17 protein-coding genes are annotated in these 23,675 nt (G+C 45.5%); 9 read left to right on the top strand and 8 right to left on the bottom strand.

Going from position 1 to position 23,675, the window contains the following annotated elements; translation table 11 throughout:
* Positions 1 to 5 precede the first annotated feature (5 nt).
* From NQ117_RS08955 to NQ117_RS08935, 5 genes are all read right to left on the bottom strand, one after another.
* Positions 6 to 1,523 (bottom strand): glycosyltransferase family 4 protein, encoded by a 1,518-nt coding sequence (locus NQ117_RS08955; protein WP_258277617.1) that lies wholly within the window; start codon positions 1,521 to 1,523, stop codon positions 6 to 8.
* Between the two features lie 29 nt (positions 1,524 to 1,552).
* Complete coding sequence (locus NQ117_RS08950) at positions 1,553 to 3,958, bottom strand: glycosyltransferase (RefSeq protein ID WP_258277616.1); 2,406 nt, start codon at positions 3,956 to 3,958, stop codon at positions 1,553 to 1,555.
* 17 nt (positions 3,959 to 3,975) lie between these two features.
* The gene (locus tag NQ117_RS08945; protein WP_258277615.1) at positions 3,976 to 4,926 is read right to left on the bottom strand and encodes a GDP-mannose 4,6-dehydratase; all 951 of its coding nucleotides are present in this window, start codon (positions 4,924 to 4,926) and stop codon (positions 3,976 to 3,978) included.
* A complete protein-coding gene (locus NQ117_RS08940) occupies positions 4,923 to 5,972 on the bottom strand; it encodes a mannose-1-phosphate guanylyltransferase (RefSeq protein ID WP_258277614.1) in 1,050 nt (349 codons plus the stop codon). The genes NQ117_RS08945 and NQ117_RS08940 overlap by 4 nt, the downstream gene beginning before the upstream one ends.
* A 187-nt stretch (positions 5,973 to 6,159) precedes the next feature.
* The gene (locus NQ117_RS08935; RefSeq protein ID WP_258277613.1) at positions 6,160 to 7,488 is read right to left on the bottom strand and encodes an NCS2 family permease; all 1,329 of its coding nucleotides are present in this window, start codon (positions 7,486 to 7,488) and stop codon (positions 6,160 to 6,162) included.
* A 632-nt stretch (positions 7,489 to 8,120) separates the two neighbouring features.
* Here NQ117_RS08935 and pheS point away from each other — a divergent pair.
* The 4 genes from pheS (at position 8,121) to NQ117_RS08915 (ending at position 15,867) form a co-directional block, all read left to right on the top strand.
* On the top strand, positions 8,121 to 9,152 hold the full coding sequence (pheS, locus tag NQ117_RS08930; protein WP_258277612.1) for a phenylalanine--tRNA ligase subunit alpha: 1,032 nt from the start codon (positions 8,121 to 8,123) through the stop codon (positions 9,150 to 9,152).
* Between the two features lie 32 nt (positions 9,153 to 9,184).
* Complete coding sequence (gene pheT / locus NQ117_RS08925) at positions 9,185 to 11,623, top strand: phenylalanine--tRNA ligase subunit beta (protein WP_258277611.1); 2,439 nt, start codon at positions 9,185 to 9,187, stop codon at positions 11,621 to 11,623.
* Positions 11,624 to 11,957: 334 nt separating this feature from the next.
* Positions 11,958 to 15,218, top strand: a complete 3,261-nt coding sequence (zapA, locus tag NQ117_RS08920) for a cell division protein ZapA (protein WP_258277610.1) — start codon at positions 11,958 to 11,960, stop codon at positions 15,216 to 15,218.
* Positions 15,219 to 15,258: 40 nt separating this feature from the next.
* Positions 15,259 to 15,867, top strand: coding sequence for a CvpA family protein (locus tag NQ117_RS08915; RefSeq protein WP_258277609.1), 609 nt, complete (start codon positions 15,259 to 15,261; stop codon positions 15,865 to 15,867).
* 135 nt (positions 15,868 to 16,002) lie between these two features.
* Here the strand turns inward: NQ117_RS08915 and NQ117_RS08910 are convergent, their stop codons facing one another.
* Positions 16,003 to 16,362 carry a cupredoxin domain-containing protein gene (locus NQ117_RS08910; RefSeq protein WP_258277608.1) on the bottom strand — a complete coding sequence of 120 codons (360 nt, stop codon included), beginning with the start codon at positions 16,360 to 16,362 and terminating at the stop codon, positions 16,003 to 16,005.
* Between the two features lie 202 nt (positions 16,363 to 16,564).
* A complete protein-coding gene (locus tag NQ117_RS08905; RefSeq protein ID WP_144987269.1) occupies positions 16,565 to 16,927 on the bottom strand; it encodes a phage holin family protein in 363 nt (120 codons plus the stop codon).
* A gap of 153 nt (positions 16,928 to 17,080) precedes the next feature.
* Here NQ117_RS08905 and NQ117_RS08900 point away from each other — a divergent pair, with 153 nt between their 5' ends.
* From NQ117_RS08900 to NQ117_RS08885, 4 genes are all read left to right on the top strand, one after another.
* Positions 17,081 to 19,441 carry an endonuclease MutS2 gene (locus tag NQ117_RS08900; protein ID WP_258277607.1) on the top strand — a complete coding sequence of 787 codons (2,361 nt, stop codon included), beginning with the start codon at positions 17,081 to 17,083 and terminating at the stop codon, positions 19,439 to 19,441.
* 37 nt (positions 19,442 to 19,478) lie between these two features.
* Positions 19,479 to 19,901 (top strand): DUF350 domain-containing protein, encoded by a 423-nt coding sequence (locus tag NQ117_RS08895; protein ID WP_258277606.1) that lies wholly within the window; start codon positions 19,479 to 19,481, stop codon positions 19,899 to 19,901.
* A 206-nt stretch (positions 19,902 to 20,107) separates the two neighbouring features.
* Positions 20,108 to 20,665 carry a hypothetical protein gene (locus tag NQ117_RS08890; RefSeq protein WP_258277605.1) on the top strand — a complete coding sequence of 186 codons (558 nt, stop codon included), beginning with the start codon at positions 20,108 to 20,110 and terminating at the stop codon, positions 20,663 to 20,665.
* A 90-nt stretch (positions 20,666 to 20,755) separates the two neighbouring features.
* A complete protein-coding gene (locus NQ117_RS08885; protein ID WP_258277604.1) occupies positions 20,756 to 21,952 on the top strand; it encodes an MFS transporter in 1,197 nt (398 codons plus the stop codon).
* 124 nt (positions 21,953 to 22,076) lie between these two features.
* Here NQ117_RS08885 and NQ117_RS08880 read toward each other — a convergent pair whose 3' ends face one another.
* Positions 22,077 to 23,315 carry an NAD(P)/FAD-dependent oxidoreductase gene (locus NQ117_RS08880; RefSeq protein WP_258277603.1) on the bottom strand — a complete coding sequence of 413 codons (1,239 nt, stop codon included), beginning with the start codon at positions 23,313 to 23,315 and terminating at the stop codon, positions 22,077 to 22,079.
* An 84-nt stretch (positions 23,316 to 23,399) separates the two neighbouring features.
* Between NQ117_RS08880 and NQ117_RS08875 the strand changes: the two genes are divergently transcribed.
* Positions 23,400 to 23,642 (top strand): hypothetical protein, encoded by a 243-nt coding sequence (locus NQ117_RS08875; RefSeq protein ID WP_258277602.1) that lies wholly within the window; start codon positions 23,400 to 23,402, stop codon positions 23,640 to 23,642.
* Positions 23,643 to 23,675: the final 33 nt, after the last annotated feature.

The following is a 23,675-nucleotide window of genomic DNA, read 5'->3' as shown; positions in this document are numbered from 1 at the left end:
CGTAATTAGGAATGGATGATTTGTTCTAAACGCTGTCGCATCCTGTTTCCAGCTACAGACAAGCTGTGATGTTGTTGCATATCTGCTTGAGCCTTGGTACCGATCACTCGAGCTGTCTGTGGGAGATCATGAATTGTTCGCATATAACGTGCAGTTTCAACGACGGAAGGCTCTGCCCACATTTGACCAGCTGTATACGGCCCGTAGTTGTTTGTAATGGCAGTCAATGTAAAGGGAACAAGGTAACTGTTGTCTGCTGTCATGTATTCGGTATTGCCAGACCAGTTCGTGGCGATGACCGGTTTGCCAAGCATCATTGCTTCTGCGCAGCATAGACCGAATCCTTCTGCTCGATGAAGCGATACATATGCGTCGCTGCATGCGATAAGTGACAATGTTTCTTGTCTAGATAAAGGCTCAGTGAGCAGTGTCATTTGTGGGTGGCCTTTTACAAGCTGTTCCAACTGTTGAAAGCTCTCATTACCGTTCTCCGGACAAAGCCCTTTAATAACAAGATGTACTTTCTCGTCATATTGGAAGGCACTGTTAAAGGCATGGATGACAGCAGCTGGATTTTTGCGCTCTGTAATGCTGTACGTATCGAACATGGTCAAGAAAACAGTGTGATCTTCAGGGATACCGAAACTGCTTCTGTTATATGGAGATAGAGGTTCCGTTACAATTCCATGTGGCATCGTATAAACAGGCACAGGTGATCGTTCAGCGATGGCAGCACGCACGAACTCAGACGGAACCCAAATTTCATTGACGTATTTGAAAGCAGCATCGAATTCAGGTGGCGCAACAGGTAGCTCCCAGTGCCAATAGCCTATCGTATATTTTGAGGAAAATGTGTCTTGGGAGAAATAAGAGATAACTTGTTCAAGAATGTCGGGATTGAAATAAACAAGATTGACTCCATACTTAGGCGCTTCGGCTAGTTTCCCTAGCAGCGAATAATCTTGTTGCCTCGTCGTTTTTAGGAGTGGATAGTTGTGGAGGGTAGTTGGAACCCCTGCTTCTGAACATGCCATTGCACCTAGTCTCAATGCTTGACCTATACCCATCTCGGCATAGCAGAACCCAAATAGATTTACGCCCAACACTTGCTTAGTTGGTTGGGGGTGTTCTTGTTCAGGTAACAGAACAGGCTCGTGCAAGAAGGAGTCGTTCGGTATAGGTGCTCCTCCCACAGTTGAAGGTGAAGGGAGTGGAGGGGCGTCCGCATGCAGCGCATGCAGTGTGCTTTTCTTTTCTCTATCCAGCGCTTTGACAGCGCGAAGTTCATTGAAAGTACTGCTCACATATCGTTTTACACGTTTACGTTGCTTTGACCTCTTTGTGTGTCGAGCTTTCTTAGCTTTTCGCTCTTGTTTCCGTCGAGCGGTCAACTTTGATGATGATCGGGTTCGTGACTGATTTGAGGAAAACTTGCCCTTTAATTTGCGCTTACGGCGTTGGGTTGCTCCTGTCGACTTGCGAGCTTTAGTGGGCCGAGCTGTATGTTGAGTGTCCGTTTTCATAGGGAAGCAATCTCCTTTCCGTTGGAGTATTAGCTTAACTGTTCCAGGCGTGACTTAATCCGAGTTGCAGCGTGATGCCATGTCCATCGCTCAGCAATTTGCTTCGCAGCTTTTGCGCCTATTTCTTGAGCCGCTGCGCGATTGTTGTACACATAGCGCATCACATAGACGAGATGGTCGTAGTCTGGATCAGCCCAATTCAGGCCTTCATAGTAAATACAGCGTGCTTCTGCAGGAATAAGGCGACGAACAGGAATTGGGAAAGCATTATTTTCGTTCATGAAGCTGGTTGGTGCACTCCAATCTGTCGTGATAACAGGCAAACCGCAAGCCATCGCTTCCATAATTGGCATTCCCCAGCCTTCCCCGCGTGTCGGAAGCACGAAGCAATCGGCTGAACGATATAGACTCCCCATTTGATGAGAAGGAATGCGTTGATTAAAAATAAAGGTTATTTTCTCAGCTGACGCCCCTAAGTTAAGTTTTCGAATCTCGCTTGCGATATCAATGCTTGGGTCGTTGTTCGTTATTTTACATACGAGATGAACATCGTCATGAGGTTGGAAAGCATCGCGGAAAGCGCGGAATAGGAGCTCTGGAGCTTTGCGTTCGCCCCATTCGAATACACTTAGGAATGTATACGCCGGTGAGAAGCGATTGAAGTTAACGTGTGGATGAAAGTATTGTGTATCCACACCTAATGGCATGATGTGAATAGGGACACGTACACCACTTTCTCGGAAGGCATACATGTTAAACGAAGAAGGTACCCAGACTTCGTTCATTTCGTTGCTTTGGCGGATCCATTCATTTGGCAAGCCGTCTACTTCTAGCATGGTAAATCCAATCTTGTATCGATTCGGGTTGCGCAAGAAGGCATCTCCCTGTCCGTATACGATGCCTGGATTTGATAAGCTTTCCTGACGCTGCTGATAGATTTGAATTCGCATATCTGTCGCTTCGGCTGGTTCCTCCAATTCTATCGGTGAGCCAGGTCCGTATACGTATCGATACGAAACCATTACATTTTGCTGCTCTAAGGCGTTCATAAAATTACGGGATGACTCTGCATATCCGAACAGAGGCAGATTCACAACAGAGCGCCATGTAACCCCTGTTTTGTATTTGGCAAATAGCTTCTCTTGCCATTTCGAGCGGAACACGTTTTGGGATTTTTCATACATTTCCCAGAAGTCAACTCCGTTAACACGAGTGGAAGTATTGTGATGGTGCATCATGGTTAATCTGCCATCATAGACAACACGATACCCAGCGTACCAAGACTTGTAGCAGTAGTCTGTGTCATCGAAGTAGGAGAAATAATCACTGTCGAGAGGGCCGATCTTTTTCAATAACTCACGCTTAATATAGGCGCAGGCGAATACGATACCTTGCACATCGCGAATATCGATATATTGCCTTACATCTGTTTCTAATCCACCTATCTGCTGACCCATTAAATTGTCTGGCATAATGTAGGTGCCCGCATGATGGAGCGAACCATCGCTGCCTCGCAAACGGCAGCCAACAATGCCGATATCAGTGGTGCTCATAGCTGTTTCTTGGAGCAGCTTTAACCAATCTGAGCGACTGTTTCTAATGTCATTATTCAATAGGACGATATCGCTGTTTGGATCGGCTTGGTTGATCGCAATATTGTTGCCTGCAACAAATCCAGAATTGTAGTCTAAAAATATGGGTTTGATCCATGATTGCGTCTTTAAGTAGTCAGCTGTTCCATCTGTACTGCCATTGTCTAGGACGATAACGTCCACCATTGCATTGTTCTCACAACTGCTGCGAATGGCATCTAGGCAGGAACGAGTGTAGTCTAGCGCATTCCATGCCAAAATGATGACGGTAATGCGGCGTACAAGGTGCTTGGATGAAATGGGGAATAGATCAGTCATTGCATCATCCGATTTGGATTGAAGATTAAACGTAGTATATCGAATGTTAGCCTGTGGTGGCTGCCAGGATGCAGTGAAAGCATGTTCTGGATCAGATGGTTTGTGTACAGGTTGAGTATCTGTTGAAGGAGCAGTTAGGGGGACGGTTGTAGCGCTACTAGGTTCAGATGCATGTGCATTTGATGAAATGGTTGTACTCGTTGCTGTTGAATGTATTTCATCCGTTTGAGAATAGGTTTGTGTACCGGAGGTTGGCAGGATATTTTCAGTTTCAGGTTGAAGAAAGGCTTCGGTCACTGGGAGAGTTATTGTTTGTTGTGACGATTGCTGCCTTGCATTTCTAGATTTACGAAGCCGTCGATTTCGAGTTTTTCTTTTATTGGTGCGGAAGCCAGCGGAGGTCGACTTTTTGTTTCGATTTTTACGGGTAGATTTCTTGCGTAAGCTTTTTTTCTGTAAAGCTTTTCTTCGCTTGGAAGACTTCCTCTTAAAACGTAACTTTGATCGTTTACGGACCGTACTCAACGCGGATCGACCTCCTTTCAGACGCGTTCACGCCAATATTGAAGAAGATCATGCAGGGTTTGCTCGAGTGGTATTTGCGGCTTCCATCCCGTTTGTTTCTCAAAACGAGATGTATCGCCAAGCAGAATCTCGACATCAGAAGGCCGCATGCGGGCAGGGTCTGGAACTATATCGATCGTTACATGACTCATATCAAGCAGCATCTGAAGCATTTTTTCAATTGTAATGCAGGAACCCGAAGCAATGTTGTAACATTCACCAGCTTCCCCTTTTTCTAAGGAGAGCCAATATGCTTTGACTACATCTCGGACATCAGTGAAGTCACGCTTGGCCTGCAAGTTCCCTACATGTACGGTAGGTGGACGCAATCCCTTCTCAATCTCGGCAATCTGCTTTGCGAAGTTGGATGTAACAAATTGTTCCCCGCGTCTTGGACCTGTATGGTTAAAAGTTCGTGTGCGAATCGTATGAATTCCATAGCTTTTGAAATATTGGTAGGCTAGATAATCTTGCGCAGCTTTACTTACAGCATAAGGACTAAGCGGTCGGAGCGGGTTATCTTCGGTAATAGGTGTTTCATGCGCTTCTACATGCCCGTACTCTTCGCTGGAGCAAGCGATTTGGATACGTGTCGGCAGTTGGTATCGGCGAACGGTCTCAAAAATATTTAACTGACCGGCGACATTGTTATAGATCGTATCTGCCGGGGAGTTCCAAGACGTGGGAACGAAGCTTTGGGCGGCAAGGTGAAAAATATAGTCCGGCTTTTCTTGGGTCAGCAGCGTTTCGACAGAAAATGGATCGCGCAACTCACATTCAAGCAAGCGGACTTTATCTTCGATGTGTACGATATGATTCATGCGACTCCGGTTCCGAACGGTTCCAATGACCTCAACTTGAAGACTAAGTAAATATTCAGCCAAATGACTGCCTGCGAAGCCTGTAATTCCCGTAATTAATGCTTTCATGGAGAAGGTTTCACCTCTTTTATAAAATGGTGTTTCCAGACGGCCTTATCATTCATAACTTCCTTAATGCGCTGCTCTTCAGATTGATGGCAGACGAGAAGTCCATTTTCTGTAGAAATAATAATAAGATCGCTAGCTCCGATAACGACAGCTTCTTTATCCGAAAAAATAATATTGTTATGTGCATCAAGAGAGCGAATATTGCCTTGTGCGATATTTCCAGCTTCATCTTCATCATAATAGCGTTTTACGGCATTCCAGGTTCCTACATCATCCCATTCCATATCGATGGGTAATACGAATAATTGTGAAGCACGCTCCATAATCGCGTAGTCCACAGATAGCTTGGGGAGGAGAGGATATATTTCATTGATGGCAGGAAATGATTCAGTTAGTGGCTTCCAGATGGATGGGCAATGTTTCTCCATTAAATGGGCTATCGTCGAAGGTCGCCATACAAAAATACCGCTGTTCCAGTACGTGTGAGGGGTATGAATGAGCTGCTGGGCGGTGGGTAGATTCGGCTTTTCGATAAAGGAGGATACAGGGAATAGCCCATTATTAGAAAGTTCTTCATTGGCTCTAATGTATCCAAAACCTGTCTCTGGTCTTGTAGGGACGAGACCAAGCATAACGACGTAGTGATGATGGGCTGCTTCCTTTGCTGCGATATAAAGAGCATCGCGCAATTTATTAATATGGGGCACATGCTGATCAGAAGGAACGATCGCTAGCGGCTCATCCTGATTGCGATGAAGAAAAGATAACGCCGTTAACGCGATACAAGGTGCGGTATCTCGTGCACATGGCTCGATGATGAGTTGACCCGGCTCGCATTCAGGCAGCTGTTCCATAACAAGTTCGCTATAGGCGTGGGTAGTGGCTACGTATATACGTGATGCAGGGAGCCACTGTCGGTATCTGGCGTAAGTTTCTTGCAGCAGCGTTCGGGAGGATAAAAGAGGAAGGAACTGCTTTGGTTTATGTTCGGTGCTTTTAGGCCAGAATCTGATGCCTTTTCCACCTGCCATGATAACGATATTCAATGGTTATCACCTCCGTCGTGATGCACAAAGTTGTTTTTCCTAAACGATAACCTAGTCTTGTCATGTACCCTATATTATGATTACTAGGCAAATAATTGTAACGGCGTTCGTACCGTATGACGAGCAAATCAAAATAAATAAAGACAGCCCAGTTTTTGGGCTGTCTTTAGGGTTGCTCAGCTTAAAATTACAAGGCTTGCAGCACAAAGTGTGCAACAAACAGCAATGCAATCACATAGAACAACGGCTTCACTTCACGTGCTTTGCCAGCTGCGATCTGGAAGAGCGCATAGCTGATAAAGCCGATTGCGATACCATCCACGATGCTGTGCAGCAATGGAATAAACGCAATAATGAAAAATGCCGGTAGTCCTACAGAGAATGGCTCGAATTTGATGTGCTTAACACTTGGCATCATCAGCCCGCCGATAAAGATTAAGATCGGCGCTACTGCTGGATCTGGCACAAGCGTAAGAACTGGCAGTGCAACCAAAGTAACTAGGAATAGTGCACCTGTAACGATCGCCGGAATACCTGTACGTCCTCCAGCTGATATACCTGCTGCCGTTTCGACTGTAGAAACCGTTGGGCTCGTGCCCAGCAATCCGCAAGTCAGAACAGAGATTGCATTTGCCTGCATCGCGCGATTGAATTGCTCTGGCTTGTTGATCATGTTCAAATGGGCATTAATAAGTCCCACATTTTCGAACACGATAACGAGCGTTAAGGAGAACACACCAACCGCAAGTGCCGTTAGAGGCAAGTCTTGGAACGTGAACTGGCCGAATACATCAGCATAGCTTGCCCAAGAGAAGCCTTCCGTTGCCGCGGTAGTATCCGTCGAAACGGCACCGAGCAAGTAGGCGAGCACTGTACCGCTGATCATAGAAATCAATAAATGACCAGGGACGTTGCGAATGAACAAAATGCACGTGATCGCTAACGTGATTAACGTAACCAATGCTTCTGGTTCAGCGAAGCTGCGGAAGCTAATAATCGTAGCTTCGTTAGCAACGATGACTCCGCCTTTGTGAAGACCGATCAGTACGAGCATTAAGCCGATACCGACGGTAATCGCTTCTTGCAGCGAAGTAGGAATTGCATTACGAATCTTGCCTGCTAGCGTTGTAAAGCTGATCGCAATGAAGCATAAGCCTGAAAGCACAACAATTGTTAGTGCTTGCTGCCAAGTCATTCCCATACCTTGTACCAATGTATAGGTAAACATAGCGTTGATACCCATACCTGGTACTAAGATGATCGGAACCTTAGCCCAGAATCCCATCAAGAAGCAGCCGACAGCGGATGCTAAAACGGTTGCAATAATGCCTGCTTGCTGTGGGATGCCTGCGTCTGCCAATATCGATGCGTTGACGATAACGATATACACGATTGCGAAGAAGGAAACAATACCGGCTAAGCTCTCGCGCTTCCAGTCATCAACACTTAGTGTATGTTTAACTTGGGCGGTCGTAGCTTGGCCCTGTTTGTCGTCTTGCTTTTTTTGGTGGACCAATCTCATACCTGCTTTCCATCGTAGCCCCTCTCCCTACCCTTTGCATATTAAGAAATATGAAAGATGACGCCGAATTATGATCAAAACATAATCGACGCCATCGGTTATTATAGCATAATGTGATCATTTGTAATCAATTATTTCACGCCATATCAATGTTGAAATGTTGGAAGCGTTTAACTATATGTAAACGTGTGCATAATAGGCCATACAATTGTTGCAAAAGCAGCCATCATTCTATATAATATTTGAAATGTAAATAGTCGATATTCAACTGCCTTGAAAGAGATAAGTAGTCAGTACCGCTTGCCAGGGAGGATGCGCCATAGATTGAGAGCGTATCTGAAGCATGGGCTTTCGAAATTCACTCTGGAGCAGGAGCTTGAACACCAGAAGATGACGATCATATTCGTTGTGTTTTGTCAGTAGAGTGTCCCGGATACGGTCCGTTACAGCCGTTTTGAGTGAGAATGTCTATTTGATTCCTTTTTCTCTGCTGTAGAGCGGATGTAAATGGATCGTTGACGGCGTTTCTAATAAGGGTGGTACCACGGTCTTTCGTCCCTTCGGGATGGAAGGCCTTTTTGTGTTACCGAGTTGATTACAGCTGAAAGATTGAAGGAGGATGTACCATGAAAGAGCGTTTGGAGGCGCTGCGCACAGAAGCTTTGGCGATGCTGGAGCAAGTGCAGGATGTGCAGCAATTGAACGATCTTCGCGTTAAGTACCTAGGGAAAAAAGGAGCGCTTACAGAAATACTGCGCGGGATGGGTAGTCTTAGTGCAGAAGAGCGTCCAGTCATCGGTCAAGTAGCGAATGTCGTTCGCGATTCGATTGAGTCTCGTTTGCAAGAGCTACAGGAAGCATTTATTCGTGAAGAAACAGACCGCAAGCTGCAAGCTGAAACGATTGATGTAACATTGCCAGGACGTCCGATGGCACGCGGAAGCGTTCATCCATTAAGCAAAGTAACGCAAGAGCTAGAAGACATTTTCATTGGCATGGGTTATCAAGTGGCGGAAGGTCCAGAGGTGGAGCAGGATTACTACAACTTCGAAGCGTTGAACTTGCCAAAAGACCACCCAGCTCGCGATATGCAGGATTCCTTCTATATTACAGAAGAGCTGCTTATGCGTACGCAAACATCACCTGTTCAGGTGCGCACGATGGAATTGATGAACGGCAAGCCAGTAAAAGTGGTGTGTCCAGGACGTGTGTATCGTCGCGATGATGATGATGCGACACATTCCTTCATGTTCCATCAGATTGAAGGTTTGGTCATCGATCGCAACATCCGTATGAGTGACCTTAAAGGTACATTACTTCAGTTTGTTAAAGAAATGTTCGGTTCTCATATGCAAATTCGCCTGCGTCCAAGCTTCTTCCCGTTCACAGAACCGAGCGTTGAAGTTGACGTAACATGCGTACAGTGCAAAGGCAACGGATGTAGAATGTGTAAGCAAACAGGCTGGTTGGAAATTCTCGGCTGCGGCATGGTTCACCCAAAAGTGTTGGAAATGGGCGGCTATGACCCTGAAGAGTATTCTGGCTTTGCTTTCGGTATGGGTATCGAGCGTATTGCGCTCTTGAAGTACGGCATTGATGATATTCGCCATTTCTATACGAATGATGTCCGATTCTTGCAGCAGTTCGACCGCATGTAAGAGACGGTAATGAAGAAGGAAGGGGACCAACGATGAACGTATCCTATCAATGGTTATCTCAATATATAGATGTATCAGGCGTTAGCGCCGATGAATTAGCAGAACGTATTACGCGTGCTGGTATCGAGATTGATGTCGTGCAGAACCGTAATCAAGGTTTGGATCATATTGTAGTCGGCTATGTTGTATCTCGGGAGAAGCATCCAGATGCAGATAAGTTGAACGTATGTAAAGTAGATGTAGGTGCGGAAGAGCATGTACAAATCGTGTGCGGTGCAGCGAACGTGGATGCTGGTCAACATGTACCTGTCGCTCAAATCGGCGCTGTAATGCCAGGTGGAATGAAGATTAAACGCGCGAAGCTGCGCGGTGTTGAATCCCAAGGAATGATCTGTTCTGCGAAGGAGCTGGGCTTGAATGACAAGCTTCTGCCAAAGCATATGCAAGAAGGCATTCTGGTATTGCCTTCAGATTTGACAATTGGTACTCCAATTGCTGATGTGCTTGATCTGAATGATCACGTGATGGAGTTTGATTTGACTCCGAATCGCTCGGATTGCTTGAGTATGATTGGTGCTGCTTATGAAGTGGGCGCAATCTTGAATCGTCCTGTAGCATTGCCGACGACTTCTGTTGAAGAAACAGGTGAAGCAGCTTCCGAGAAGGTTCGCGTAAATATTAGTGCTGATCATGCTTGCAGCCTCTATACGGCTCGGTATGTGAGTGGTGTTAAAGTGGGCCAATCTCCATTGTGGCTGCAAAATCGTTTGCTTGCTGCAGGCGTTAGACCAATCAACAATATCGTTGACGTGACGAACTTCGTTATGCTTGAATACGGTCAGCCATTGCACGCATTTGATGCGGCACAAATCACTGGCGGCAGCATCGACGTTCGTATGGCGAATGAAGGCGAGACACTTGTCACGCTTGATGGCCAAGAGCGTAAGTTGAAGCCACATATGCTCGTAATCGCAGATGCGGAGAAGGCAGTTGCACTTGCAGGCGTTATGGGTGGAGAGAACTCCGAAGTAACGGAAGCTACAGTTGACATCGTGCTTGAATCCGCGAAATTCGATGGCGGTATCGTGCGCAAGACGTCCAGACAATTGGGCCTTCGTTCGGAAGCGTCACTTCGTTTTGAGAAGAGCGTCAACCTTGAGCATGTTGTGCCGGCGATTGACCGTGCAGCAGAGCTTATCCGCACGATTGCAGGCGGTACAGTTGCACGTGGGGTTGTACAACAGCAAGTAGGTACGCATGAGCGTCAAGTTGTTCGTCTATCTTTGGAAAAAACGAACCGTATGCTTGGTACGTCCTTAACTGCTGCTGAAGTACAGTCTATCTTGGAGCGTCTTGTGTTTGATGTTAAGACAGTAGAAGAAGGTATGTTCGAAGTAACAGTACCTTCTCGTCGTGGCGATATTACACTTGATGTAGATCTAATAGAAGAAGTAGCTCGTCTTTACGGCTATGATAACATTCCGACAACACCAATCGAAGGTACAACAACACCAGGCAGCTTAACAAAATCTCAGCGTGTTCGTCGCGCGATTCGTCGTTTGCTAACAGATGGCGGCTTGCATGAGGCCTTGACGTATTCTTTCACGCATCCAGAAGAGACGAAGTTGTTCCCTGCGTTGGCAGGAAATGCGAAGCCGATTGCACTTGCGATGCCAATGAGCGAAGATCGCAGCGTGCTGCGCACAAGCTTGCTTCCAAGCTTGCTTGATGTAGCTACGCATAACCGCAATCGCAAGCAAGAAGATGTTCATTTGTTCGAAATGAGCAGCTTGTATTTGACGGAAGAGGCAGAGTTGACGAAGCAGCCAGAAGAGAAGCTAGTATTGGCTGTTCTTCTTACAGGCAACCGTCAGCAAGCTCAATGGAACGTAAAGCCTGAAGCGGTTGATTTCTTCGATCTAAAAGGTATTGTAGACAGTGTGCTTAGCTATCTTGGCCTTAGCGGTCGTGTTCGTTATGAAGCGAATCGCCCAGTTGGTTATCATCCAGGCCGTTCTGCATCGTTGTACTTGAAGGCGGACGATGGAGAGCAATTACTTGGAACGTTGGGTCAGATTCATCCTGACTTGCAGCGCACTAAGGATCTTGCGGACACATTCGTGGCTGAAATTGAGATCGAAGCATTGGTTGCTCAAGCTGACTTCACGATCGAATACAAAACGCTGCCGCGCTTCCCATCTGTAGAGCGCGACCTTGCTATCGTAATGGATCGTCAAGCTGAGATGGGACGTATTCTAGAACAAGCTACTGCTGCTGCAGAATCTTGGTTGGAATCGATTCGAGTATTCGATGTATACACAGGTGATCGTGTTGCTAGCGACAAGAAGAGCGTTGCGATTTCACTTGTATATCGTCATCCTGAGCGTACATTTACAGATGAGGAAATTACGGAGATTCATGGCCGTGTCATTGCTGCAATTGAAGCAGAAGGCGCTGAACTTCGCAAATAAACCCATCATAAAATTCCATTAATTGAATAAATTTATACCAAATAAAGAACCTATTTGCCTTCCGGAAAATTTCGGTATGGTGAATAGGTTCTTTCTGAATTTGACCATTATCTTCGAAAGGTGCTAAACTTCACGCAAAGCCCTTTTGTAGCAGGAGATATGCATGTGTGTATCGAAATAGTTGCAAACGCTATTTTCCAGCGTGCATTTCTGTGCTTGGGTTAAGCAAATTTTACATATTCGCAGCAGTTCCTACATTATTTGTTAGGATATTAGATGCCAAGCGCAATCATAATCATGCTGCAGTTAGCGGAATGGAATGAAGGAGGACGTTATGATGACGTCAAATGACAAGCACCGGGTAACCGTTGAAATATATGGAACACAATATAAATTAGCAGGTACGACGAGTAAAGAATATATGCGTAATATTGCCGACTATGTGGATGAGCGTATGCGAACGATTGCCGAGGGCAATCCAAGATTGGACATCCCGAGAATTGCGGTGTTGTCTGCTGTACATATAGCGGAAGAAATTCAACGAATTAAAGATCAGCAGCAGCAGCTTGTTGATGCGATAGAAGTGACGGATGCGGAAAAACAAAGACTGGAACAGTCTTTGAAGCGCACGGAAACGGAATTGAAACAGCAACTAGAGCTGTTGGAGAAGAAAGTTGCAGATGAGAAGAATGTTGCATCGAATCAACTCCAAGTAGAGCGGGAAAAATTAACGAAGCAAATAAAGGATGAGCAGGAAAAACATGCGAAATTGCTGAGAGATGAGCAGGATAAGCATGCAAAACTTCTGCAAGCAGAGCAGGATAAAAATACAAAGCAACTGCAAGCTGAGAAGAATAACTCTACGACACAGCTCCAAACGGAACGCGATAAGCTTGATAAACAGGTCAAGCAGCAGCAGCTGGATAAAGAAAGTCATGCTAAGGAAGTTGCAGAGCTGCGCAAGCAAGTAGAAATGACCAACCAATCTGTGAGGCAGCTTCGCGAAGAACGCAAACTTATTGACAGCAAGCATGCCAAGCTCCAAGAACAGCTTAAGGAAACAGAGGGTAAGCTTCAATCTGCTATTAGTCGCGTGCAGGAGATGAAGCATCGTCTTGAAACCGCTGAACAGCAAGTAAGCGCAGCGGTAGAAGCAGCGGAGCAATTAAGTCAACAGCATGCGCAAGAGCTCCAAGAGCGCGTTCACGCAGTTACGACAGAACGGGATGAACAGCTTGCTCTATTAAAAGAAGAGCATGAGTTCGTAGAGACGACGCTTAAACAGGAACATGAACAGCTACTAACCATTCTTCAGCAAGAGCATGAACAAGAACTATCCAAGCTTAAGGTGGAGCATGAGCAAGAGAAGCAGGAATTAACAGATAAATGGCAAGGACGCTGTTCTTCATTAGAGGAAGATCGTACGAAACTTCAAGGAGAATTAACGCAGTCGAAAGAGGAACATCAAGAGCTTCTAGAGCTTATGCAGCTTGAACATCAGGATTTGACTGCGGCAGCTGAAGAGAAGCGTCAAACGGCAGAAACTGCCTTAATCCAGCAGCATGAAGCAGCGTTGAAGCAGCTTCGTGAAGAGTTGGAAGGTAAGCAGACAGCTATGTCTGACGAACACCAAGCTGAGCTTGCAGCTCTTCGTGAGGAGCATAAGGCGGCGACTGATTCAGCGCGGTTGAAGCATGATGATGTGATTCAAGAATTGCTAATTCAACACCAAGATGAATTGGAACAGCTTAGCGACCGCCACGAGCAAAACGTAACTGATATTCGTCAGCAGTTGGAAACAAAGCTTGAAGAAGCTCTAGATGAGCATATAACCGTTGTTTCGAGTTTGGAGCATCAATTGGAATCGGAGCGCGCGGATTGGGAACAGAAGCTTCTGTCTGAGCAGTCCCAGTCGGCGCAGCAATTGTCGGATGAACGCTCACGATGGGAGCAGCAATTGTCGAATGAACGGACAGAATGGGCTGAGCAGTTATCCAGTGAACGTTCAGATTGGGAAGAGCAAGTAACAGTAGAGCGTTCGACATGGGAACAGAAACTAGCGGCTGAAATTTCAAGCTGGGAACAAAAATTGGCGACCCATACTACGCAATGGGAAGAGCAACTGCATGCTGAGCGCGCTGAATGGGAGCATAAGTTGCAGCAAGAACAAGCAGAGATGCAATCCGAAATACAAGCGCAGCAAGCTTACTATGAGCAGGAGATTGCACAGTGCAAACAATCGCATAATGCGGAGCAAGAGTCACTTATAGAGCAATATGAGCAATTGCAAGCTGAGAAAACACAAAGCGAGGCACGGACTCGTCAGCTCGAAGGTCATTTGAAACGGGCAGAAGAGCTTGACCGCGCACGACAAGTGGAGATGGAGCGTCTTATTCGTACAAGAGATGAAGCGCAGCAGGGTGTTGTTGAATTGCAAGAGACACTTCAACAAGTTGAGGGTGATCTGCGCCATCAGGGAGAGTTGCTTGAGGAGCGCTCTCAACATAAAGAGGCACTTGAGGCTGAGTTGGGACAAATACGCGAGCAGCGTTCTCAATTGGAACTGCAATATCAAACATCCGTTGAGCAAGTTGAACGACTGGATGCACAGGTCAAAGAACTCAAGCTTGTTGAAGAAGAAAGACAAGAGATACAACAAAATCTAGAACATCAGGTTCGTCACTTAAAAGAATCTGAAGCGCAGTTGAAGGGAAGTATTACGGCAGCAGCAATTGAAGCTGCATCTGCCGAAGAAGCATTAACGAAGGAGAAGGCTGAACGATTGGCAGCAGAGCTCGCGATGGAAGAGCGACATAATCATCTTTATGAGCAGCTTCAGGGAGAACATAGTAGTAGCCTAATCAAACTTGAAGAAAATTGGACGACTCAATTGCGAGAATTGGAATCAGAACGTGAAGTATTAACGTCCAGTTATCATGATGTCCAGCTTAAATATGAGCAAATATCTTCACAGCTATTGCAAACAGCGAGTGAATTGGATCAAATGCGTTCCCAAACAGAAAATAGTAACTACGAGTTAGAACAAGCAATACAACAGTTAAAGGAATCAGAGAGAAAAGTTGAGAAGCTTCAAATAGAAAAAGAAGAGCAGCTAAAAGTTGTACGTGAATATGTAGACAATGTAACTGAGCAAACTCAACAGCAGCATCAAGCATTGAACCAGCAATGGGCGCAGAAGGAAACTAATTGGAAGCTAGAACAAGACAAGCTCTATGCGGAACTGGATCAACTGCGTAAGCAAGCGACTAAGCAGCAGGCTTGGGAACAGGAGCGAGCTGAGTTAATAGCGCAACTTCAAGAGCAGCGAGAAGCGGCTGCTGAGGCTGCAGCTGCTGTTGAGGTATTGAAAGAAGCTGCAGATAGCGCTACGGCAAATGTATCTACGCTGCGTGAAGAGGAGACGGCTATGATGCAGGAACAGTTTGAACTGCTCTCCCATCAATTCCGTCTTGGCCAAATCGAGCGTGAAATGGAACAAAACAAAGCTCGACAAGTACAAGAAGAACTGAAATCACTTCAGGAGGAATATGGCAAGCTCAAAAGTGAATTTAACGAATGGTTGGAAATGATGTAACGTCTGACAGAAAGGTACTTCAAGTATGTGGACAGAATGGATGCAGACTTCTAACGCTGTCAGCGCAGCCACGATGCTAAAGGTGGGCACATGGAATAGTTTGGACATCCTTTTGTCCATCACGATTGTTATGTTCGGCCTTATCGGTGCAGTTCGTGGATTCAAAGCAAAAGCACTATCGATGTTAGGGTGGCTCATTGCATTCATCGTGGCTTCACGTACGTATGAATACTTAATCCCCTGGGTACGCAAGCAATTATTTGGCGTACGTACTTCAGCCTATATCGATGAAGGTGCAGTCGGGATAGATGGGCTGCAATCCGCTCAGAACTATGGTGAGCAGATGCTCCATGCTGGGCTTTCATTCGGTATTATGTTTGGGTTCACTTGGATCGGATTGTTGCTGCTAAAGTATGTTATAGCGCGAATGTCACATGTTCGCTCCATCCGGGTATTAGATCGATTAGGCGGGGCCTTCATCGGCGTAATGCAATTTTTTATAGTATGGGGAATCGGATATGTACTCTTGAAAAGTTGGCCACAGACTACGATTCGTCAAGTCCTTGAGCAATCTCAATGGGCGATAAAGACGAGTGAATGGTTACCTTCTGTTATTGCAGAATCAATACGTTGGGCACAATGGTTATAAGCTTAGTTAGTTTCTAGTCTCTATCCATCTAGGCAACGAACAACGCACTCATTCGAAAAAGCTGCGTAATATGGATGAAAGCCGCCGTGCCGAAAAAATCGGAGCATGGCGGCTGCTTTGGTGTGTATTCATGATCTATTCTACAATTAAGGTTGCTTTCATGTCTTTGTGCCCTGGTCCGCAAGCAATGTTACACTCAAACGTATAAGTGCCAGCCGCAGGGGTGATGACTTGATCATGATTAATTGGATCTAGCGATAAATCCAACTCATCAATAGTAATGCCGTGATTGCCGTTTGTTTCGAGGCTAAACTGTATAGGTTGATTACCTTTTACGCGATATTCAGTTTGATCGAACTTGTAGTTTGATGCTTTTATGATCAGTTTAACTTCAGCTGTTTGCTGCTCTTGGCTTGCTGTTTCAGTACCGCAGGCTGACAACATAAAGACTGCCATTAAGGCGGTAGCACAAGTGAGAGCTGTTCGTCTTGACATATAAGTTTCTCCCTTCCTCACAGGCTCAAACAGTTATCGCTTATTGCTTGTACACCTAGCGCTGTTTGATTGGTGGCCTACTTACATTTTCATAAGTATACGTTGTGGGGAAGGGATATTTTGTCATGATTTGTTGTCTGTTGTGAACGTTATGTGAACAAACTACACTGGCTGTATTTTAGAATTACAGCGCGTTATCGCGTTATTTGGTTTCTTTACTGCGTCCAGCTTCGTATGGTGTTGCTACTGGAATGAACAAGTCGATCAATCCAATCACAAGTGCTGCAATCAATGCGCCGAATATCGACACGGATACACCGCCGACAAAGAATTGGGCTACGTAGATGATGAGCGCACTGACTAGGAAGCCGACTATACCTCTGCCAAATGGAGTAACGCGGCCGCCAAAGATAGCCTCAGCAACCCATCCCAGTATGGCAATAACAAGGGCCAAGAATAAGGCGCTCCAGAAACCGCCAACAGAGAAGGCTGGTACCAGCCATGACGTGACCATAATAACAAAGGCAGCAACGATAAATCGAACAATGTGACCTAAAATACTCATGTGGGAATCCTCCTTTTTCGTTTATAAAGGGTACAGATTGTGCAACAATTAGTGTAACCACATTTGTTATCTTCATGATGACAACATCTGACATCATCGCCTTCATCCAAGAGATAGGCTATAATGAGAAACCGAGAGGAGTCGTGACTTCGATTGGATACTAAAATATTCAAAACTTTAGAATATACCAAGATAACACAAAGCTTGGCGAAATATGCCGCTACTGATCTAGGAGAAGAGCTGGCGCTTAATTTGAAGCCAAGCTCCGATCTTGAAGAAGTAAAGCGCAGTCTTCAAGCTACAGACGAAGCGTATACGGTAGATCGTCTTAAAGGCGGAGCTCCGCTATCAGGTGTAAAAGATATACGTCCAGCCTTGCAGCGAGCGCGTATTGGTGCGATCCTAAATGCACTTGAGCTGTGGGAAATATCAGCCCTGACGAATGCTGGGCGCCGTATGAATCGTTATGTGAACGGTGTGCATGAAGATCATCCAGTGCCATTATTAAATCAGCTTGTTGATTCCATAAGTGATCAGAAAGCGCTTGAAGATGATATTCGCCATTGCGTCGATAATCAAGGAGATGTGCTTGATCAAGCCAGTGTTGAGCTTGCCACGGTAAGACGAGAGCTCCGTATCGGAGAAACCCGTATACGTGAAAAACTGGAATCCATGATTCGTTCACAAAGTACGGCTAAGATGCTTCAAGATCAACTCGTTACCATTCGCAACGACCGCTATGTTATTCCTGTTAAGCAAGAATATCGTGGTCATTTTGGCGGTATCGTTCACGATCAGTCCAGCTCAGGAGCTACGTTATTTATTGAACCAGAAGCTATCGTTATGATGAACAATAAGCTTCGAGAGACGAAGCTTCAAGAAGAGCGAGAAGTTGAACGGATATTGTCCCGTTTGACAGATCGAGTCGGGGAGCAAGTCGACTTGCTCTTGTATGATACTGATACGATTGCTTTGTTGGACTTTATTTTTGCTAAGGCTCGTTATGCACATGAATCAAAGTCTGTACTGCCAATGATGAATGATCGCGGCTATATCAAGCTAAAGCGAGGCAGACATCCGTTAATTCCACGTGAGGTAGTCGTGCCTACAGATTTAGAATTAGGCAATGATTACACAACTATTATCGTAACAGGCCCCAATACAGGCGGTAAGACAGTTAGTTTGAAAACAGTCGGTCTGTTGAGCCTCATGGCCATGTCCGGTTTATTCATACCTGCGAATGAAGGCAGTCAGATGTGTGTCTTCGATGCGATTTATGCCGATATCGGTGACGAGCAAAGTATCGAGCAGAGCTTGAGTACATTCTCAAGCCATCTTACGAATATTATCCGCATTTTGAAGCAAATGACACCGAAAAGTCTCGTACTAATGGACGAGTTAGGTGCAGGTACAGACCCTGCTGAGGGTTCAGCACTGGCAATCGCGTTATTGGAGCACATGCATCGAATGGGCTGCCGTATCGTAGCGACAACGCATTACTCTGAACTAAAGGCATATGCGTATGAACGTAAAGGCATTATTAACGCGAGTATGGAATTCGATGTGCAGACGCTTAGACCTACTTATCGTCTTTTAATTGGGGTACCTGGACGCAGTAATGCGTTTGCTATCGCGGAACGTCTTGGCCTGCCTACTTCCATTATCGAGCACGCGAAGGGTGAGGTTACGGAAGAAGATTTGAGGATCGAGACGATGATTGCTTCTTTGGAGCAGAACCGTTTGCGTGCAGAAGAAGAGCGACATTCAGCAGAGCAGCTTCGTCGTAATAACGAAGCTTTACGAGCTGAACTAGAAGCTGAGCGGGCTAAGTATGAAGCAGAACGCGAGAAACGAATGGAACGGGCAGAAGATGAAGCTCGTTCGATTGTGGACAAAGCAAGAAAAGAAGCAGAGGAAGCGATCGAAGAGCTGCGCAAGCTGGCGCAAGAAGGCGCGAAGCTGCAAGATCATCGTATGACGGAAGCTCGCAAGAAGCTGGATGAAGCGGCTCCAGCGAAGAAGCTTGGCGTCCAGAACAAGCAGGCGAAGGCCCCACGTGAAATCGGACCAGGCGATGAAGTTAGAGTATACAGCCTGAACCAAAAAGGTCATGTTGTAGAGATGGCTGGTGCAACAGAAGCCGTCGTCCAACTCGGTATTATGAAGATGAAAGTTCGCAAAGATGATCTAGAGCTTATTTCGGCTGCTAAGCCGATGGAATACGAGAAGCAGAAGTCAGGATCTAAGGTCAAACGATCCCGAGATGAACATTTTCGTTCTGAACTTGATCTGCGCGGTGAAAATGTCGAGGAAGCCATTATTGAAGTCGATCGCTTCCTTGATGAAGCTTTACTAAGCAATCTTGGACAGGTGTACATCATTCACGGAATGGGTACTGGAGTGCTCCGAACAGGCGTACAAGAGTTCCTTCGCAGGCATAGGCATGTAAAAAGCTTCCGACTTGGTCAATATGGCGAAGGTGGAGCGGGCGTTACGGTAGCAGAATTGAAATAATGGAAAGTAAAGAGTAACGGTACGGGGGGATATGAACATGGAAACGCTAGTCGGACAGTGGTTGTTAAACCCTTACTTTAAGATGTTCGCCTATTTCTCGGTAGCTTGCTTGGCGCTTATCGTTCTGCTCGTATTGTTTGAAGCGGTCACACGCTATAAATGCTGGGATGAGATCAAACGCGGTAATATGAGCGTAGCTATGGCAACGGGTGGCAAAATTTTTGGGATATGCAACATTTTTCGTTTCGGCATCCAATCCTATGATTCGCTGTATACGTCACTGCAGTGGGCCGTACTAGGATATGTTTTATTGCTATCGGCTTACTTTTTGTTCGGATTTTTGATGCCATTTTTTAAACTGGATGAAGAAATTGAACGAGATAACCGTGCAGTAGGATTTCTTGCAATGGTTATATCCATTTCACTGTCTTACATTATAGGAGCAAGCTTGGAAACTTAATGCCTGATGACTTCGTTCCTAATGGCAAGATGGTGAAATAAACGGAGGTTGCCGAGATGAAATATTTGTGGGGAACATTATTCGCCCTTGCGGCGCTCTTTTTGGCAATAGGTATTTATTATTGGATCGAATACGCTTAACATAAAAAGGTTTGTTGAAGGACTGCTGGTTGCAGTGCTTAGGCAAGAGAGGTAGGTAGGAAGAATATGTCAACACAAGTATGTCCGTGGTGTGATACGGAAATCGTATGGGATGAAGTGCTAGGACCAGAAGAGGAATGTCCACATTGTCTGAATGAGCTCAATGCTTATCGTTCACTTTCTGTGGATTTGGAAATTGATGAGGACGACAAGAAGCTCCGCAGAATGGAAGCTGAGGAAAATGGAACAGCTAGCACGGATAATAAAGGCTGGTCCAATTTCGGCTGGGATGAAGACAACATGCAATGGGGAAGTCCCGATAAGCTGAAGCTGCAAGAAAGCGCAGATAAGCTGATTCATCATCAAGTTGATGTGCCAGAATGTTCGCATTGCCGCGAATACATGCTACTTGCAGGTCAAGAGACAGTATCGGGCAGTTCCTTTGAGCCGCATGTGCACGAAGGAATGCACCAGCCATTGTTGACGGCACCGTTTAAGCTGGATGTATATGTGTGTACGTCTTGCTTCCATGTACAGCGCATGCTGAATCATACAGGACGTGAAGCGATGACTGTAAAATTGCAAGAAATGAATGATTCGGAAGCGAACAACGAAAAGGTGTAATCTACCTTAAGCCTGTTGTTCATGGGTGTTCTCCCTTCAGGGTATGTTATAAGTAACCTACTTAGCAGCTGTGAAGGGGGAGGTTAACTCATGCCAACAACACAGTGGGACAACCAGACCAAACTGCTGTTTGCTGTATACAGTTTGTTTGCGTTGGCTAACGCATGCTCCGGCACATATGTAAATATATACTTATGGAAAATAAAACCCGATTACGCGCTCATAGGATGGTTTGCTCTTGTTCAGCAGCTATCTTTGGGCGCAGTCTTCTTATTAGGAGGCAAATGGGTTAAGGAAAAAAACAAAATGATTTGGCTGCGGGCGGGCATGGTCCTGTCAGGCGCATTTTACACGCTAGTGCTTTTGTTAGGAGAATATACGATACATTGTGTTGAATTGCTTGGTATCGTACTTGGATCTTCGTTAGGGTGTTTTTGGCTTGCTTACAACGTCATTTATTTTGAGGTAACCAATGCGTACACACGCGACTCGTATAATGGTGGGGCGGGTATTGTGGCCTCTTCTTGTACGATGATTGCTCCTTGGTTATCGGGATTAGTCATCACTGCGTATGGACCGACAGGTTACAAAATGATGTTCAGTGTGTCTCTATTTATTTTTGCCTGCGGCATACTGTTAAGCTTCAAGTTATCGAAAAGACCACCGGGTGCATCTTTCGATTGGACAGTTCCACTACACGCATGGCGTGATAAAAACAGCCCATGGAGAGCAGCATTTTTTGCTATGATGGCACAAGGTTTAAGGGACGGCGTGTACATGTTTTTAATTGGCCTGCTTGTATATATTGCGACCAGTAATGAGTTGAAGCTTGGCACGTATACGATGCTCACTTCCTTTGCCTCATTAGTTGTATTTTATGTCGTTGGAAAATGGCTGTCAGGGGTGTGGCGCGCTCGAACGATGCTGATCGGAACGATTTGCATGGGAGCAGCTGTAGTTCCTTTGCTGTTTGGTGTCAATTATATTAGTTTGCTGCTGTACGGATTGATCATGTCTTCTTTCTCACCTTTGTTTATCGTCCCAATGACCTCATCCATCTTTGACTTAATGGGAAGAGATGATGAAGCGGCAAGAAATAGAGTCGAGCTCACCGTACTAAGGGAATGCGGGCTTTGCTTGGGGCGAATACTTAGTATTACGATGTTCATCGGTGTAGTGTGGTGGTCGGAGCAATCTTGGATGATTATTTTGTATTTAGCTATTATCGGCTGCATGCCTTTGATCAGTTCGTTGTTAATGAGGCCGTTTATTACAACGAAATTATAGTTCTAGAAGCACAAAATGGCTCCCTAATGAAGGAGCCATTTTTACGTTTCGTGAATGATGGCCGGAGTAAATATTGTACCGATTAAAGACCAGCCTCCAGTGATGCCAACCATGACAATATTGCTTAATGAGGAGGAGAAGGGTGATTGGAACGTTGGAAGGTGAACAACTCCGCGTCAGGATGAGTTCCATTTTCCACGAAGTCAATGATCATACTTGCAGCGATCGAGCTATACACGGTTCCATTTCCTCCGTAAACTTCGATAAAGGTACAATTCATATACTTGGGATGAGGCCCGATCATCGGGTATCCATCATGAGTGGAACCAAACAAGGCGGTCCATTCATACTCAGCTTCAATAGGAGCGATGGCTGGAAACAGCTGCTCGATTTCTTGGACGAGCTGTTTCGATTTGTTTGGCAGCATCCGATCCCGTTCTTCAATAATGGTTGTGTCTTCATCCAGCCCGCCTGCTACGATGCGATTGTCTGGTGTTGTCCGCATATACAAATAAGGTCGTGCTGTTTCCCAAATAAGCATTCGCTTATGCCATAGCTGCTCTAAGTGGGGGATTGGCTTCGTAACGATCGCATAAGTACTTTCTATCACTGCATTCCGATCATGCTTCATCTCCTGTGTTTCATAACCCATTGCAAACACGACATGCCGCGCTTTAATTTGATAACCTTGGTCTGTATATAAAATAATTTCATTCGGTTGCTCTGTTTGGTGCCTTAAAATACGCGTGTGCTCAAATACGCGAAGGTTATATTTCGCTACAGAAGTTTCTAATAAGGCATGTACCATTCGAAATGGATTTACTTCCGCATCTCCATGCGTAATTACAGCAGCGGGCTTCGTAAATCCAAAATGCTGCTTTATTTTTTCTTTGTCCCACCATTCAACAGGAAAGCCATAATGGGACAAGGTATTGAACTCCTTTTTCAGTATAGGCACATCTTCTTCCGTACTTGCATAGTACAAGCTGCTTCGTTCGTATAGCTCAGGGTCAATAATTAAGTCATTTTTTATATCAAATAGTCGCTGTACAGCTTGTTTGCACAAGGTATAGAATCGCACGCCACTTTCTTTGCCGAAAGTATGTATGCATGCGGTCAACATCTTATCATTGCAAAATTGAAGTAGGCCTGTATTCGCACAAGTACTGCCCGTTCCTATACTCCGCTTGTCGACGACAATCGTTTGATAACCTTGGCGGCTTAATTCATAGGCAGTGAGTGCTCCGCTCATTCCTCCTCCAACTACGACGATGTCGCACTGTTCATCTTGACCAATTGGGGGATACGCGCTTATTCGCTCCAACGTCACAGGCCAAGCTAACGAACCGGCCTTCAGATCCATCCTCATTCTCTCCTTTCGCTCTACATAATTCCCTGTTAAATCGCTCATAATACACAAAAGAATAATCAGAAAGGAGAAATAAGGATGACTCATTTTGGAGGCCAGATGCAGCCTTTAACAAGTAAAGAATTAGAGTACGTAGTGGATTGCTTAACGAACGAAGATTTATTGTTAAAGCAATGTGCGGCGGCAGCTTCACAAACATCGAATCATGCTGTATATCAATTTCTTGCGCAGGAAGCAAACGCGCACCAGCAGCACTATAATATGCTCCATGAATCTCTTCAACAGCATGTACAGCTGGCTCCAACACAGCCTCAAGCATAGATAGTCTCGACATGCTACGGTGATGGACGAGCT

The sequence above is a fragment of the Paenibacillus sp. SC116 genome, assembly GCF_024733555.1.
GTDB lineage: Bacteria > Bacillota > Bacilli > Paenibacillales > Paenibacillaceae > Paenibacillus_B.
The sequence above is the reverse complement of the archived record's forward strand: the minus strand, read 5'-3'. Positions and strand labels throughout refer to the sequence as shown.